Genomic DNA, 15,379 nt, shown 5'->3' with positions numbered 1-15,379 from the left:
TCAGATCGTCCTCTCCAGCACGACGAGGGACCGGTCCGGCACCCGGATGGTGCCGCCCGCGCTGATCACCGTGGCGTCGCCAGGCTCGGGTTCGGCAGTGCTGATCACCCGTTCCCACTTCTGGCCGTACTCGCTGCCGGGCATGGTGAACTCCAGCGGCGCGTCGTGGGCGTTGAAGCAGAGCAGGAACGAGGCGTCGTGGTGTTTCTGGCCGTACTGGCCGCGTTCGCGGATGCCCTCGCCGTTGACGAACAGCGCCACCGAGCGGCCGAAGTCGTTGCCCCAGTCGTCGGCGGTCATCTCCCGCCCGTCCGGGGTGTGCCAGGCCAGGTCGGGCAGCGGCTCGTCGATGCCGCGCCCGTTCACCGGCAGGCCGGTGAAGAACCGGCGACGGCGGAACACCTGGTGCCGTTTGCGGAACGCGGTCAACGTCTGGACGAACTCCAGCAGGTGCTCGTCGACGTTGTCCCAGTCGACCCAGGCCAGCTCGCTGTCCTGGCAGTAGACGTTGTTGTTGCCGTGCTGGGTGCGGCCCAACTCGTCGCCGTGGCCGATCATCGGTACGCCCTGCGACAGCATCAGGGTGGCCAGGAAGTTGCGCCGCTGCTTGGCGCGCAGGGCGAGCACCGCCTCGTCGTCGGTGTCGCCCTCGACGCCGCAGTTCCAGGAACGGTTGTGGCTCTCGCCGTCGCGGTTGTCCTCGCCGTTGGCCTCGTTGTGCTTGTCGTTGTACGACACCAGGTCGTTGAGGGTGAACCCGTCGTGCACGGTGACGAAGTTGATGCTGTGGAACGGGCGGCGGCCGTCGTCCTGGTAGAGGTCGGCGGAGCCGGAGATCCGCGACGCGAACTCGGCGAGGGTGGCCGGCTCGCCGCGCCAGAAGTCCCGCACGGTGTCACGGTATTTTCCGTTCCACTCCGTCCACAATGGCGGGAAGTTGCCCACCTGGTAGCCGCCGGGGCCGACGTCCCACGGTTCGGCGATCAGCTTCACCTGGCTGACCACCGGGTCCTGCTGCACCACCTCGAAGAACGTGGAGAGCCGGTCCACCTCGTAGAACTCGCGGGCCAGGGTGGCCGCCAGGTCGAAGCGGAAACCGTCGACGTGCATCTCGGTCACCCAGTAGCGCAGCGAATCCATGATCAGTTGCAGGGAGTGCGGGCTGCGCACGTTGAGGCTGTTGCCGGTGCCGGTGTAGTCGACGAAGTAGCGGCGATCTTCCTCGCTGAGCCGGTAGTAGCTGGGGGCGTCCACGCCCTTGAAGCTCAGCGTCGGGCCGAGGTGGTTGCCCTCGGCGGTGTGGTTGTAGACCACGTCGAGGATGACCTCGATGCCGGCCGCGTGCAGCGCCTTGACCATGCCCCGGAACTCCTGCACCTGCTGGCCGGTGCGGCCCAGCGCCGAGTAGCCGTGATGCGGGGCGAAGAACCCGATGGTGTTGTAACCCCAGTAGTTGCGCAGCCCCAGGTCGCTGAGGCGGTTGTCGTGGATGAACTGGTGCACCGGCATCAGCTCGATCGCGGTCACCCCGAGCCGGGTCAGATAGTCGATCATCGGCGGGGAGGCGATGGCCGCGTACGTGCCGCGCAGTTCCTCCGGGATGTCCGGGTGGCGCATGGTCAGCCCGCGCACGTGCGCCTCGTAGATCACCGAGTGGTGGTAAGGGGTGCGCGGCGGCTTGTCGTTGCCCCAGTCGAAGTACGGGTTGACCACCACCGACTTCGGCATGAACGGCGCCGAGTCGGTCTCCGACATCTTCTCCGGCTCCCCCATGTCGTAGTCGTAGACCGCCGGGTCCCACTGGACGTCACCGTCGATGGCCTTCGCGTACGGGTCGAGGAGCAGCTTGTGCGGGTTGCAGCGCAGCCCGTTGGCCGGGTCGTACGGGCCGTGCACCCGGTAGCCGTAGCGCTGCCCCGGCTCGATGCCCGGCAGGTACGCGTGCCACACGTAGGCGTCCACCTCACGCAGCTCGACGCGGCGCTCCGCGCCGGTGTCCCACTCGTCGAAGAGGCACAGCTCGACCCTGTCGGCCACCTCGGAGAAGATGGCGAAGTTGGTGCCCATCCCGTCGTAGGTGGCGCCCAGGGGGTACCGCTCGCCCGGCCAGACCTGCATGTTGCTCCTTAGACCATGGTTGTGCCCGCACCGGCCGACGCATGCCCGCGCGCACGCAGGTAATGCCCCCCGCCTGGGAGCGCCAATCCATCCTTTCAGGCGGTGACGGAAAACCACCCGTCTGAGGCGGGCAACACCCGCAGGTGTCCTCCGTCACGATGACCCTTTTTGAGGTGCGTTCTCGGGCGCGATGCCCTTTCCTTGATCGGGGACAAGCGTTCGCGCGTTTCCGCCGGGCCACTCGGCCACCCCTTACACCTCACTCCGCCGCCACTGACGTCGGCGTACCACCATGCATGGACGGAGATTGATGTGACAATGCGGGTCGACGAGCAGCACACAGCCAGCAAGGACCGGGCCCACCGGCCCACCCTGACCTCCCGGTCCCCGCTCCCGACCCAGCCCGGTGTGGTCGTGCCCGCTGTTGTCGCGCCGGCTGCTGGCGTGCCGGTGCACCCCGCCGCCGGGGTGCCCCCGCAGACCCGCCGCATCCTGATGCTGTCCTGGGAGTACCCGCCGGTGCTCGTCGGCGGCCTCGGCCGCCACGTGCACGCCCTCTCCGTCGCCCTCGCCGCCGCCGGCCACGAGGTCACCGTCGTCACCCGCCACACCGACGGCGCACCGATGGAGGAGTACGCCGACGGCGTCCGCGTCCTGCGCGCCCCCGAGGATCCGGTCACGTTCCCCCTCGCCACCGACTCCCTGCTGGCCTGGACCATGGCCTTCAACCACACCCTCACCCGCACCGCGCTGCGAGCCACCCAGGCCGGCAGCTACGACGTCATCCACGCCCACGACTGGCTCGTCGCCCACACGGCGATGACGTTGCGCGACCACCTGGACATCCCGCTGGTCAGCACGATCCACGCCACCGAGGCGGGACGGCACCAGGGCTGGCTGCCCGAGGAGATGAACCGCACCATCCACGGCGTCGAGCAGTGGCTCACCAGTGAGTCCGGCCGGGTGATCGTCTGCTCCGGGTACATGCGCGACGAGGTGAACGCCCTGTTCGACGTCCCGACCGCCCGGGTCGACGTGGTCGCCAACGGCGTCGAGCCGCACCGCTGGCGGGTACCGGCCCGCGCGGTGGCCGCCGCCCGCGCCCGGTTCGCCGGGGACGGCCCGCTGGTCACCTTCGCCGGCCGCCTCGTCTACGAGAAGGGCGTCCAGCACCTGATCGCCGCGCTGCCCCGGCTGCGCGAGCGGCACCCCGGGCTGCGGGCCGTGATCGCCGGCGACGGCCCCTACCGCGCCGAGTTGGAGGCCGAGGTGCACCGCCGTGGCCTCGGCGGGATGGTCACCATGCCGGGCTTCCTGGGCGGCACCGACCTGCCGGCGTTGATGGCCGCGTCCGACTGCTTCGCCGTGCCGAGCATCTACGAGCCGTTCGGCATGGTGGCCCTGGAGGGCGCGGCAGCCGGCACACCCCTGGCCGTCGCCGCCACCGGTGGCCTCGGCGAGATCGTCGAGCCGGGCGTGACCGGGATGACCTTCCGCCCGCACGACCCCGACGGACTCACCGACGCGATCGACGCGCTGCTGTCCGACCCCGACCGGGCGCGCGTCATGGCCCGCCGTGCCCGCCGGATGGTTCACGACCAGTACGGCTGGTCGGCGATCGCCCAGCGCACCGCCGCCAGCTACGCCGCCGCCATCGCCACCGACGCCGCGTTCACCGCCCAACGCGCCGAGCAGCGCATGGCCCAGGGCCGGGCGCTTCCGGCGCTACCCGAGGGCAACCTGCTCGCCGCCGCCGGCCTGCGCTGACGCCGCTCGATCGACGCCCGGCGCTTGATCGACTCGGTTTCCTTGACGTCGGGGTGTCCCAGCGTCCGCGACACCCCGACTTCCCGGAAGCCGAGTCGATCACGCCGCGCCACCCGGCACCGGCCGGCCGCGACCTCCCAGCCCGACCGGTCGCGGCCCACCAGCCCGACCGGTTCGCGCACGCCAGCCCCGACCGAGCGGCGAACGCCAGCCCCGACCCGCCGACGCACGCCAGCCCCGACCCCGTCGGTGATCGACTCGGCTTCCTGGAATCCGTCCCTTCCGTGGTCGCCACCCGCCGCCGTGGTGCGCCGTTCTGAGGCATCGGTCCGAATCGGGAATCTTGTCGATTACGGTGAACCGTATGTACAGGACCGTCACCTCACCCGACCCCACCGAGTTCGCCCAAAAGCGCGCGATCGTCACGGGAGGCAGTCGCGGGATCGGCGCGGCCATCGTCCAGCGGCTGCTCGACGGCGGCGCGACAGTCGTCACCACGGCGCGTAACGCCTCCGACGAGACACCGAAGGCAGCCACCTTCATTCAGGGCGACATCGGCACGCTCGCGGGCGTGCAGGCGTTCGCAGCGGCGGCGCTCGACGAACTCGGCGGCGTCGACATCGTGGTCAACAACGCAGCGGCGGCACGCGCTCACCTCGGGGGCATCTCATCCATCCCCGATGAGGAATGGCTCGACGCGCTCTACCTCAACTATCTGTCCGCAGTGCGGGTCAACAACGCGGTGCTGCCGGCGCTGCGCGAGGCCGGGGCGGGCGCCGCGATCGTCAACATCTCCTCCGGAGCGGCGCTCACGCCGGCGCCGCCACTGGCGCACTACGGTGCCGCCAAGGCCGCCCTCAACACCTACGGCAAAGCGCTCGCCAGCGAGCTAGCGCCCGCCGGAATCCGCGTCAACACGATCATCCCCGGCAACGTGCTCACCCCGGGCGCCGACGCGATCCGCCAGAACTTCGCCGACGCGATGAACGTCGCACTTGCCGCCACCACGGCGGGCATCCCACTGGGTCGTCCCGGAGACCCACGCGACATCGCCGAGGCTGTCGCCTACCTCGTGTCGGACCGGGCGCAGTGGGTCACCGGAATAAGCCTGACCGTCGACGGCGGCGAACTTCCCGTCATCTAGCGCCTCCCTCAGCTACTCCCCCGTAACTGCCGACGCAGGTCGCTGTGTCGGGCCGTGTCCACAACGATCAGTGCCGCGACGATCAGCACCAGCAGCGCGAGCGCGGCCAGCGGCGGCACCAGGGCCGCGAGCGCGATGCCGGCCAGCAGCACGCCCACGGCGACCAGCCGTACGACGTTGAGCGCCATGTGCATGCGCTGGACGAACAGCAACTGCCCGGCCAGGTAGGTCGCGAGGCCGCCGAACAGGGCCGAGGCGGAGAAGACACCCAGTGGGTCCCCGTCGCCGGCGTGGGCTGCCACGCCCTCGATGCCGAGAGCGGTGAGGACGACGCCGGCGACGATCGGGAAATGCGCGAAGTTGTAGGCCTCCACGGCAAGGATCGTTCTTGCCTGCCCTCGGGCTTGCTCCAGCCGGCGTGCCGCCGCCAGCGATACGAGATCGAAGTAGAGCCACCACAGACCGATGGCGAGCGCGACACCCAGCACGGCGACCACGAGCAGCGGCCAGGCGACGGGCTGGCCCTGGGCGCCGAAGCCGATCGACAGAATCGACTCGCCGATCGTCAGGATCACGAACAAGCCGTGCCGCTCGGTCCAGTGCGCGGCGCTGTGCACCCGCCAGTCACCCCGCCGTGACGTCAGGAGGTACACGACCCACTCGACCACGACGGCACCGGCGAACAGCAGGGTCTGCCACCACCCGCCGATCCCAATCCCGATCAACAGCAGGGTCACGCTGGCCGCCACCGGGATCCACGTGAGGGCGATCTGACGCCGCAGCCCCGCGTCCTTGCCGGCGGCGACCGAGTAGACCCCGAGGTGCACGAAGCGCACGACCAGGTAGGCGCAGACGAACACCAGCGGCGCGTTCAGCGCGCCCGGCGCGTCGTGCCACGCCTGCAGGACGGTCAGGTCGACGATGAAGATCGCGACCATCGCCACCGACAGCCCCGGCCGGAGCAGACCCACATCGGCCCGGGCCTGGTTGCCCAGCCACGCATAGCCGGCCCACGTCGTCCACAACAACGCGAGCAGGATCAACCCCCGCAGCACCCCGGGCGCACTGTGCGCGTCGGCCATGTAGGCGGTCACCCGCGTGATCGCGAAGACGTACACCAGGTCGAAGAGCAACTCGAACGTCGTCGCCGACTGACCCTCACCTGTCGTCTGAACGGCACGTAGGAGCCGCGACTCCCGATGAGCGGCCCGCCCATCCGACACGACAACGCCCCCTGGGCTTGTTTGCCCCGTTTTGACTGGTGCGCACATCGTATCGGGGACGTGGCGATGACTCGCCCAAGCAGGCAACAGCACCACAACTCGCCCAACACGGACAGCACCAGGGACACGGCGTCGTGCCGCACCCCGCGCTGATCAACTCGCTCTCCAGAAAACCGGGGCGTCCACCCAGATGATCAACTCGTGCTCCTGGAAGTCGGGCCATCAATCGCACCGGGACACCCCGACATCACTAAAACCGAGTCGATCAAGCACCAGCCCCGCCGATGCAAAGGAGAGCAGGCCGACCGGGCTCGATCAGCACCGGGGAAGGCGGCAGGCCGCCGACCCGGAGGGGTCGACGGCCTGCTGGTGAAGCGAGGAGCGGGTGTCAGCGCTCGGCGAAGGGGACGTAGTCCCGCTCGGGCGCGCCGACGTAGACCTGCCGCGGACGGCCGATCTTGGTCTCCGGGTCGCTGATCATCTCGCGCCACTGGGCGATCCAGCCGGGGAGCCGGCCGAGCGCGAAGAGCACCGTGAACATCTTCGTCGGAAAGCCCATGGCCTTGTAGATCAGGCCGGTGTAGAAGTCCACGTTCGGGTAGAGCCGACGGGAGACGAAGAAGTCGTCGGCGAGGGCGATCTCCTCCAACTCCATGGCGATGTCCAGCAGCGGGTCGGGCTTGGCCATCCGGCCCAGCACGTCCTGCGCGGCCTTCTTGACGATCGCCGCCCGCGGGTCGTAGTTCTTGTAGACCCGGTGGCCGAAGCCCATCAGCTTGACGCCGTCCTCCTTGTTCTTCACCTTGCGGACGAAGGAGCGGACGTCGTCGTCGCCGGCGTGGATCTTCTGGAGCATCTCCAGCACCGCCTGGTTGGCACCGCCGTGCAGCGGGCCGAACAGCGCGTTCACGCCGGCGGAGACCGAGGCGAACAGGTTGGCGTTGCTGGAGCCGACCAGGCGGACGGTCGAGGTGGAGCAGTTCTGCTCGTGGTCGGCGTGCAGGACGAACAGCATGTCCAGCACCTTCGACATCACCGGGTCGACCTCGTACGGCTCCGCCGGCACGCCGAAGGTCATCCGCAGCAGGTTGTCCACGTACCCCAGCGAGTTGTCCGGGTAGAGCAGCGGCTGCCCGATGGACTTCTTGTACGCGTACGAGGCGATGGTCGGGACCTTCGCCATCAGCCGGACCGTGGAGATCTCCACGTGCTCGGAGTCGAACGGGTCCAGGCTGTCCTGGTAGAAGGTCGACAGGGCGCTCACCGCGGACGACAGCACCGCCATCGGGTGGGCGTCCCGGGGGAAGCCCTCGAAGAAGCGGCGCATCTCCTCGTGCAGCAGCGAGTGCCGCCGGATCCACTCGGTGAACTCGGTCAACTGCTGCTCGGTCGGCAGCTCACCGTAGATGAGCAGGTACGAGACCTCCAGGAAGGAGGACTTCTCGGCCAGCTGCTCGATCGGGTATCCCCGGTAACGCAGGATCCCCGCGTCGCCGTCGATATAGGTGATCGCCGATGAGGCGGCCGCGGTGTTGACGAAACCGGGGTCGTACGTCGTCATCCCGGTTTCCTTCAGCAGCTTGCTCACCCCGATACCGGCGGGGCCGTCGACCGCTGGGTGTACCGGCATCGACAGCTGCCCGCCGGGGTGATCGAGCTTGACTTCCGTCATGTGGTTCCTCGCTTCGCCGGCAGATCTACGTTGAATTGCCTTCGCTTCTACCGTAATTGCGGCTCGGGGGACAACGCCCGCCGTGGTTCGGCGGTGAGGTATGCGTCACCCGATTCCCGACCGGGCCACCGGGAAACCCGGCTTCCCGGTGGGCGGGACGACCCGTTCAGGACAGTGCGAGGCGTCGCAGCGTACCGTCCGTCGCGATCTGGTAGACGTCGAGCTGGTTGCTACCGGCGTGGAACAGCCTGTCGTCGGTGAGCAACGCGGCGAACCGACGTCCGCCGGGGTCGGGCGGCACCACCGGGACGACGGCACCGATCCGGCCGTTGACGGCCACCGCCAGCAGCGTGCCGTCCGGGATCCGGTCCGGGACGTCGCCCCAGACGAGCGCCGGGAGGGTGCCGGTGTCCGGGTCCATGGCCGTGAACGCGGCCAGGTCGGCCACCCGAGCGTTGCCGCCGGCCGGTCCGGCGCGCACCTCGGTGCCGACCAGGGGGTGCGGTGTCGGCGGTGGCGGCGGGGCGGGCACCCCGCCGGGGAAGGTGACCGGTTCGCCTGGGCGGTCGTAGAAGTGTTTCGTGCCGTCGGTGCGGGGGGCCTGCCGGGCGGAGCGGCCGTCGACCCGCCAGGGCAGCCGGAGGTTCGCCTCGTCGGCGACGGTCGGCAGCAGGTCGACGTGTTCCCAGTTGCGGTCGTCCACCCGCCCGGTCTGCTGCCGCGGCTCCTTGACGAACGTCGGCACCCAGGCGACCTCACCGGCGGCGGCCTTGATCGCGTCCATGCCCCGGCCCTGCGCGCCGGGGCGGAAGCTGACGCCGTGGTCGGCGGTGACCACGACGAGGGCCTGGTCGTAGAGGCCGCTGGCGCGCAGCGTCCGCAGGGTCTCGCCGATCAGCCGGTCGGTGTAGCCGAGTTGGGCGAGGTGGCGTTGCCGGGCCAGGTCGATCCAGCCGGCGCCGTCGTTGGGCAGGTCCTCGGGGGCGTCGTAGCGCGCCCCCGAGGGCAGGTAGGCCCACGGTGAGTGCGGCATCAGCAGGTGCAGGAAGTGCAGGGTGGGCCGGGACGTCGGTTTCAGCCCGGCCAGGAAGGTGGTGAACCGGGCCGGTTGGTTGTCGTCCAGGCTGTCCCAGCGGAACGTCGGGTCGGCCGGTACCGGCTCGGCGGCGTCCAGGCCGGCCTCGGCCCGGGTCTGCTCCCGGTAGGAGTCCTCCGGGTCGACGGCGCTCTCCGTCGGCCCGGAGAGCTGGCCGAGCAGCCTGCCGGTCTGCCGGGCCAGCACGCCGAGCCCCTGTTCGGGGGCGACCGGTTGATCGCAGCGGCTGGGCGGGCACAGTCGGGTGATGCTCTCCTCGGCCCGGATGTCGTACAGGCCGCCGAAGGCGGTGAAGATGTTGTCCGGGTACTGCGAGTAGTGCGGTGCGACGGGCTTGGCCGGGTACCGGCCGGTGAGCATCGCGGGCAGCGCGTTGGGCGTCCAGCCGCTGACCCCGGTGGCGTTGCGGTACCAGGTCGAGCCGGCGGCCAGCTCGGCGACGTGCGGATACCGCGTGGCGTCGATCCGTCCGTCCGTCCCGAGCAGGCTGACCAGCGGCAGCTCGTCGAGGATCAGCATGACCACCGGCGGGTGTACGCCGGTGCCCTGGGCGGTGCCGGCCGTGCCGCCGTCGCCGCGCGGCAGCACCACCGCCGAGGTGGGTGAGACGAGCAGGAACAGCGCCACGAACGCCACCGGCCCGGCGGCGGCCAGTCGCAGCGCCCGGCCCGGCGCCCGCCACCGCCGGTGCGCGGCCGCACCGCCGGCACCGGCCAGCACGGCCACCAGCAGCAGGGGTACGCCCCGAAGCGGCGTCACGTGCCGGCCCACCTGCACGGCGAGGGCGGCGAGCAGCAGCCCGACCAGACCGGTGTGGGTGTGGGCGCGGGCGGTTCGGCCGGCCAGTCGACTGAGCGCGCCGAGCAGGGCCACCGCGGTCGTGGGCAGCACCGCGACCAGGGCGGTCAGCAGCAGGATCTGGGCCGGGTCGGCACGGTGGAACAGGAAGAAGTCGGGGCTGCGGCCGAGCACGTCCAGTAGGGGCTGGGTGACGACCAGCCCGACCAGCGCGGCCACCTCCAGCAGCCGGCCCAGCTCGTTCCGCCAGCCCTGGTACCAGCGGGTGGCGGCCGGTCGTGGCCGGGCGTCCGGGGCTGGTGGGTGGGCGGCCGGGTCAGCCACCCACCACCGTCCGGTAGAGCGTGCGGGTGCCCGAGGGCAGTTCCAGCCGGTCGGTGATCCGGCCCCGCGCGGCGAGCAACGCCTCGAACGTGTCGCGTCGGTAGTCCGGGAAGAGGCCGGCGGGCTTGTTGGCGAGCAGTCGGGTCGCCATCGGGTCCTCCGGGCCGACGAACTCCACCACGACCGCGCCGCCGGGCGCGGTCAGCCCGGTCAGCCAGTCGACGACCTCCGGCAGCGGCACGTTGCGCCCGATCGCCAGGTGGTGCACCACGGCCAGGGCGAGCACCACGTCGGCGGACGCCCGTTGCGCGAAGCCGGCCCGCTCGACGCCCCGCCAGCCGCCGCCGGGCGACGGGTCGGCGAGGTCCAGCACCAGCGGCAGGATGCGGCGCTGCCCCTCGGCGCGCAGGGTCCGGTACAACTGGTCGACCACCGCCGGGTCCTGCTCGACGGCGACCACGTAGTCGGCGTGCCCGGCGGCCAGTCGGGAGTACCGGCCGTCGTTGGCGCCGAGGTCGAGCACCAGGCGGGGGCGGGTGCCGGCGGCCACCGCGGCGGCGACGAACTGTTCCTTCGCCACGCGGTCGCGGGCCGAGTAACCGCAGGTCTGCTGGTAGTCCGACCAGTGGGTCTCCGCGGGGCGATGGTCCAGCTTGCGGACCAGTTTCCGCATGCCGCCTACGGTGGCCAGCAGCAACTCCCGGGAGAAGCCGGCGGCCCGGAGCTGGTCGCGGACGTCGGTGGTGCTGGCGGCGGCGTTGCGGCGCTGCATGGCGCCGTGCAGGTGCAGGTGGGTCAGCACGCCGGGGCGCAGCCGGCGGGTCCCGCCGAACAGGGGCCGGAGTTCGTCGGCCTCGATGCCGTCGACCCGGGCGCGCAGCCAGGGTTGGAAGTCGACGCCCAGGTGGGCGGTGAGCATCAGCGGATAGAGCACGGTCTGGCAGAACTGCCGGTAACCGGCCCACGGCTCGCCGTCGCGGACCGGCTCGAAGGAGCCGATGTCGATGAAGACCGGCTCGGCGCCGCGCCACTGCAGGTTGTACGCCGAGCCGTCCTTGGTGGTGAAGCCGTCGGTGAGCGCGGCGTGCAGAATCTCCAGGTGCAGCAGGGCGGCGTCGCGCAGCATGCTGAACGACCACTCGTACGGGTGGGAGACGAACGGGATGCGCTCGTGGCGCAGCACGGCGGCCCACGGCGCGCCGGTCGCGGCGGGCACCAGTGTCGACGGGGCGTCCTCGGTGGCGCAGACCTTGCGGGCGGCGACCAGGGCCGGGAAGAACGTGCTGCCGGTGAGGGCACGCCAGTGCTCGGCGGCCTGCGGGTCCAGCCCGCGCAGCACCTCGTCGCCGACGTGGAAGACGCGGTTGGCGGGGTCGCGGAAGGAGGCCGGCTCGGGTCGTACCTCGGTTGGTGAGATCGCCATCGTCGGGACCGGCCCGCTCACCGCTGGTCGGTCGGTTGCCGGCGGAACCGGTCGACGAGGCGTCGCCAGTAGAGCTTGGCGGCGACCGCGGCGCCGGCCACCCCGCCGACGACCGCCTGCACGATCAGGCTGCCGGATCCCGCGTCCAGGTAGGCCAGATGTATCACCGATCGCTCCTTGCGCTCGCCGTTTCGACACCGGCGTCCCGGCCGCAGCACCGGTGAGGCTTTTGATCCAGAAAGCCGGACTTGTCCCTCACCGTACGCCGCTCCTCATCGCCGTCGCGGGCACATCGGCGTACTCCCAGCCTCGCCACAGAATGTGGTCGAAACGCCCGACCGCGCCGGTACGCTGCGAACGTGCGCTGGATGATCGTGGACGCGCCGCTGGACTCCTCCGGCGCTGGGCGCGGCGAGGAACGGGCCCCCGCCGCGCTGCGCCGGGCCGGCCTGCGCGACGCGTTGTCCGCCGACGACGACGGCCAGATCGACGAGGCCCGGTTGCGCGACCCGGTCCGGGACCCGGCCAGCGGGGTGATCGGCGCCGCGGGCCTGGTCCGGGCCGGTGGCGCGATCGCCGCGCGGGTCGGCGCGCTCCTGGCGGACGGCCACCGACCGCTGGTGCTCGGCGGGGACTGCGCGATCCTGCCCGGCATCTGCCGTGCCCTGCCGCCGGGGACCGAGCTGTGGTTCGTCGACGCCCACCCGGACTTTCTCGACGGTGCGACCTCCCCGACCGGCGAAGCCGCCGACATGGACCTCTCGGTGGTCACCGGGCACGGCCCGGCGGCCGCCGTCGGCCCGGACGGCACGCTGATCGCGCCGAGCCGCGTCTGTCTGCTCGGGCACCGCCCGGCCACCGACGAGAGCAGCCGGGTCGAGGCGGCCCGGATCGACCCGGCGATCCGCCAGGTGAACGCCGCCGAGGTGCTGCGCCGAGGTGCCGCGAGGGTCGGGGCGGGCCTGGCCGCCGACTCCGACGGGCCGGCCTGGCTGCACCTCGACCTGGACGTGGTGGACCCGAGCGATCTGCCCGCGGTGACCTACCCCGAGCCGGACGGGTTGCGCTGGGCCGACCTGGTCGCGCTTGTCACCCCGCTGGCCCGCGCCGACCGGCTGCTCGGGATGAGCGTGACCGACCTGAACACCGACGAGGACCCCGACGGACATTCCACGCGACGCGTCGTCGAGGTCCTCGCCCAGGTGCTGCGCGGCTGACCCACGGGTGTCGCCGCGGGCCGATCAGGTGTCCGTGCTGGGGCCGGGCAACCGGACGGTGAACACGGTCCGGCCGGGGCGGCTGTCCACCGCGACCGTGCCGTGGTGGGCCTCCACCACGGCCGCCACGATCGCCAGGCCGAGGCCGGTGCTGCCGTGCTCCCGGGACCGGGAGCTGTCGCCGCGGGCAAACCGTTCGAACATCTCCGGTCGCACCTCCGCCGGCACTCCGGGTCCGTCGTCGGCGACGGTGAGCACGGCACTGTCGGCGTCGACGGCCAACGTGGTGGCGACGGTGCTGCCGGGCGGGGTGTGCACCCGGGCGTTGCCGAGCAGGTTCGCCACCACCTGGTGCAGTCGCGCGGCGTCGCCGGGCACCCGGATCGCCACCTCGGGCAGACCGAGCTGCCAGCGGTGGTCGGGGCCGGCGACGTGCGCGTCACTGACCGCGTCCACCAGCAGGGCGGTCAGGTCCACCGGGTCCACCGCGAGCGGCCGACCGGAGTCGAGGCGGGCCAGCAGCAGCAGGTCGTCGACGAGGCTGGTCATCCGGGTGCTCTCCGACTCCACCCGGCGCAGCGCGTGCGCCACGTCGGCCGGAACCTCGCCGCGGCCGCGCCGGGCCAGCTCCGCGTAGCCGCGGATCGCCGCGAGGGGCGTACGCAGCTCGTGGCTGGCGTCGGCGACGAACTGGCGTACCCGGGTCTCGCTGGCCTGCCGCGCGGACAGCGCGTCGGCGACGTGGCCCAGCATCCGGTTCAGCGCCGCGCCGACCTGGCCGACTTCGGTACGCGGATCGGTGTCCGCGGTCGGGACGCGGACGGCGAGTGCCACCTCGCCGCGGTCCAGGGGCAGTTCGGTGACCCGGGTGGCGGTGGCGGCCACCCGGTTGAGCGGGCGCAGCGTGACCCGCACGATCAGCGCCCCGGCGGCGCCCGCGACGAGCAGCCCGAGGGCGACCACCCCGGCCTGGGCGGCGAGTTGCCGCCGGATGGTCTCCTGGACGCCGGCCAGCGGGACGGCGACGACGCGTACCCGACCGTCCCAGTACTGCCGGGCCACGGCCCGGTAGTCGCCGCGGGCGCCCAGGTCGACGGTGCGTGGTGTGGCGTCGACCGGCAGGTCCGCCAGTGTGGCGACGTCGCCGACTCCGACGGTCTGCTCGTCGGGGAACGGATCGTCGCCCGACGGGCTGTCGGTCAGGGTCCGGGCGCTCGTCACCCGGCCATCGGTGATCTCGGCGACCACCGTCCCGGACGGGGACCCGGGTGGGATGGCCGGGCCGCTGCCCGGGAAGGCCGGCCGTCCGGGGCGGTCACCCCGCATCACCGTGGCGGGCGCCAACTCGGCGTCCAGCCGGTCGATCAGGACGTGCCGCAGCGCCACGGTGGTCAGGCCGGCGACGGCGACGCTGACCACCGCCAGCAGCGCGAGAAGGGCAAACACCAGTCGGGTACGCAGGGAGCGGCCGGCCAGCCACCGGCGGGCGGCGCGCAGTGGGCGGCGGCTACTCGGCGGGCTTGAGGACATAGCCGGCGCCGCGCAGCGTGTGGATCATCGGCGCGCGACCGGCGTCGATCTTCTTGCGCAGGTACGAGATGTACAGCTCCACGACGTTGGCCTGGCCGCCGAAGTCGTAGTGCCACACCCGGTCGAGGATCTGCGCCTTGCTGAGCACGCGACGCGGGTTGCGCATCAGGTACCGCAGCAGCTCGAACTCGGTTGCGGTGAGGGTGATCAGCTGGCCGTCGCGGCGGACCTCGTGGCTGTCCTCGTCCAGGCTGAGGTCACCGACGGTGAGGACCGCGTCCTCCCGGGCGGCGACGGCGAAGCCGGACCGCCGCAGCAGCGCGCGCAGCCGGGCGATCACCTCCTCCAGGCTGAACGGCTTCGTCACGTAGTCGTCGCCGCCGACGGTCAGACCGGCGATGCGTTCCTCGACGGCGTCGCGGGCGGTCAGGAAGAGCACCGGAACGGTGGGGGCGTGCTCACGCAGGCGGCGCAGCACCTGGAAGCCGTCCAGGTCGGGCAGCATCACGTCGAGGACCACCGCGTCCGGCTGGAACTGTCGGGCGGCGCTCAACGCCGCCATGCCGTTGCCGGCGCTGCGGACCTGCCAGCCCTCGTAGCGCAGCGCCATCGACAGCAGGTCGGTGAGCGTCGCCTCGTCGTCGACCACCAGCACCCGGACGGGTTCGCCGTCGGGGCGACGCAATTCGATCCGGCTCAGCGCGGCCTGCCCGTTGGTGCCCATGGGCCCCATCGTGGCCGCGACGCCTGTGCCACGCCCCTGCGGGAGCTGTGCGCCAGCTGTGCGGCCGACCCGACGGGACGCCGGCGTCACCATCGTCAGCCCCGCCTCGTGGTCACTCGGACACCCCGTACGCGTCGGTACGCACGAACCGCATGCTCCAACCGCCCGCGTCGTCGGGTCGGTCGCGTTCGTAGAGGTGGTCGGGGCCGGGCTGCACCGGCCCGGTGCCGTCCGGGTGCCGCATGATCCAGTGCTGCGGTGGGGCGCCGTCCGAGCCGGCCGGCAGCAGGCGGACCAGGCCGTCCGCGGGCCCGCCGACGAAGCGTACGGTGACCTCGCTCAT

Annotated in this window: 12 protein-coding genes; 3 read left to right on the top strand and 9 right to left on the bottom strand. The window is 71.8% G+C overall.

The window, feature by feature from the left end:
• Complete coding sequence (glgX, locus tag ACFYPM_RS19285) at positions 1-2,118, bottom strand: glycogen debranching protein GlgX (protein WP_387198427.1); 2,118 nt, start codon at positions 2,116-2,118, stop codon at positions 1-3.
• A 318-nt stretch (positions 2,119-2,436) separates the two neighbouring features.
• Here glgX and ACFYPM_RS19280 point away from each other — a divergent pair, with 318 nt between their 5' ends.
• Both ACFYPM_RS19280 and ACFYPM_RS19275 read left to right on the top strand, forming a co-directional pair.
• The gene (locus tag ACFYPM_RS19280) at positions 2,437-3,885 is read left to right on the top strand and encodes a glycosyltransferase family 4 protein (protein ID WP_387198894.1); all 1,449 of its coding nucleotides are present in this window, start codon (positions 2,437-2,439) and stop codon (positions 3,883-3,885) included.
• A 343-nt stretch (positions 3,886-4,228) separates the two neighbouring features.
• Complete coding sequence (locus tag ACFYPM_RS19275) at positions 4,229-5,029, top strand: SDR family oxidoreductase (RefSeq protein WP_387198424.1); 801 nt, start codon at positions 4,229-4,231, stop codon at positions 5,027-5,029.
• 8 nt (positions 5,030-5,037) lie between these two features.
• Here the strand turns inward: ACFYPM_RS19275 and ACFYPM_RS19270 are convergent, their stop codons facing one another.
• The 5 genes from ACFYPM_RS19270 to ACFYPM_RS19250 form a co-directional block, all read right to left on the bottom strand.
• The gene (locus ACFYPM_RS19270) at positions 5,038-6,252 is read right to left on the bottom strand and encodes a low temperature requirement protein A (protein WP_387198421.1); all 1,215 of its coding nucleotides are present in this window, start codon (positions 6,250-6,252) and stop codon (positions 5,038-5,040) included.
• A gap of 388 nt (positions 6,253-6,640) precedes the next feature.
• Complete coding sequence (locus ACFYPM_RS19265) at positions 6,641-7,924, bottom strand: citrate synthase (RefSeq protein ID WP_387198418.1); 1,284 nt, start codon at positions 7,922-7,924, stop codon at positions 6,641-6,643.
• A gap of 166 nt (positions 7,925-8,090) precedes the next feature.
• On the bottom strand, positions 8,091-10,142 hold the full coding sequence (locus ACFYPM_RS19260) for a sulfatase-like hydrolase/transferase (protein ID WP_387198415.1): 2,052 nt from the start codon (positions 10,140-10,142) through the stop codon (positions 8,091-8,093).
• Positions 10,135-11,565, bottom strand: coding sequence for a class I SAM-dependent methyltransferase (locus tag ACFYPM_RS19255; RefSeq protein ID WP_387198410.1), 1,431 nt, complete (start codon positions 11,563-11,565; stop codon positions 10,135-10,137). The genes ACFYPM_RS19260 and ACFYPM_RS19255 overlap by 8 nt, the downstream gene beginning before the upstream one ends.
• Positions 11,566-11,582: 17 nt before the next feature.
• On the bottom strand, positions 11,583-11,732 hold the full coding sequence (locus ACFYPM_RS19250) for a hypothetical protein (protein ID WP_007459587.1): 150 nt from the start codon (positions 11,730-11,732) through the stop codon (positions 11,583-11,585).
• A 201-nt stretch (positions 11,733-11,933) separates the two neighbouring features.
• Between ACFYPM_RS19250 and ACFYPM_RS19245 the strand changes: the two genes are divergently transcribed.
• Complete coding sequence (locus ACFYPM_RS19245) at positions 11,934-12,782, top strand: arginase family protein (RefSeq protein ID WP_387198891.1); 849 nt, start codon at positions 11,934-11,936, stop codon at positions 12,780-12,782.
• 24 nt (positions 12,783-12,806) lie between these two features.
• Here ACFYPM_RS19245 and ACFYPM_RS19240 read toward each other — a convergent pair whose 3' ends face one another.
• The 3 genes from ACFYPM_RS19240 to ACFYPM_RS19230 all read right to left on the bottom strand — a co-directional run bounded on the left by ACFYPM_RS19240 (position 12,807) and on the right by ACFYPM_RS19230 (position 15,379).
• On the bottom strand, positions 12,807-14,312 hold the full coding sequence (locus tag ACFYPM_RS19240) for a sensor histidine kinase (RefSeq protein ID WP_387198407.1): 1,506 nt from the start codon (positions 14,310-14,312) through the stop codon (positions 12,807-12,809).
• On the bottom strand, positions 14,290-15,036 hold the full coding sequence (locus ACFYPM_RS19235; protein WP_387198404.1) for a response regulator transcription factor: 747 nt from the start codon (positions 15,034-15,036) through the stop codon (positions 14,290-14,292). The genes ACFYPM_RS19240 and ACFYPM_RS19235 overlap by 23 nt, the downstream gene beginning before the upstream one ends.
• Positions 15,037-15,148: 112 nt before the next feature.
• Positions 15,149-15,379 carry a hypothetical protein gene (locus tag ACFYPM_RS19230; protein WP_387198401.1) on the bottom strand — a complete coding sequence of 77 codons (231 nt, stop codon included), beginning with the start codon at positions 15,377-15,379 and terminating at the stop codon, positions 15,149-15,151.

Origin of the sequence: Micromonospora sp. NPDC005203, assembly GCF_042872705.1 — a bacterium.
In the GTDB taxonomy this organism is placed as follows: domain Bacteria; phylum Actinomycetota; class Actinomycetes; order Mycobacteriales; family Micromonosporaceae; genus Micromonospora.
The sequence above is the reverse complement of the archived record's forward strand: the minus strand, read 5'-3'. Positions and strand labels throughout refer to the sequence as shown.

Bases quoted from the DNA above. Each gene is read 5' to 3' on its own strand.
- glgX (WP_387198427.1), bottom strand. From the start codon at position 2,118: ATGCAGGTCTGGCCGGGCGAGCGGTACCCCCTGGGCGCCACCTACGAC.
- ACFYPM_RS19230 (WP_387198401.1), bottom strand. From the start codon at position 15,379: ATGAGCGAGGTCACCGTACGCTTCGTCGGCGGGCCCGCGGACGGCCTG.
- ACFYPM_RS19245 (WP_387198891.1), top strand. From the start codon at position 11,934: ATGATCGTGGACGCGCCGCTGGACTCCTCCGGCGCTGGGCGCGGCGAG.
- ACFYPM_RS19280 (WP_387198894.1), top strand. From the start codon at position 2,437: ATGCGGGTCGACGAGCAGCACACAGCCAGCAAGGACCGGGCCCACCGG.
- ACFYPM_RS19255 (WP_387198410.1), bottom strand. From the start codon at position 11,565: ATGGCGATCTCACCAACCGAGGTACGACCCGAGCCGGCCTCCTTCCGC.
- ACFYPM_RS19265 (WP_387198418.1), bottom strand. From the start codon at position 7,924: ATGACGGAAGTCAAGCTCGATCACCCCGGCGGGCAGCTGTCGATGCCG.
- ACFYPM_RS19235 (WP_387198404.1), bottom strand. From the start codon at position 15,036: ATGGGCACCAACGGGCAGGCCGCGCTGAGCCGGATCGAATTGCGTCGC.
- ACFYPM_RS19240 (WP_387198407.1), bottom strand. From the start codon at position 14,312: ATGTCCTCAAGCCCGCCGAGTAGCCGCCGCCCACTGCGCGCCGCCCGC.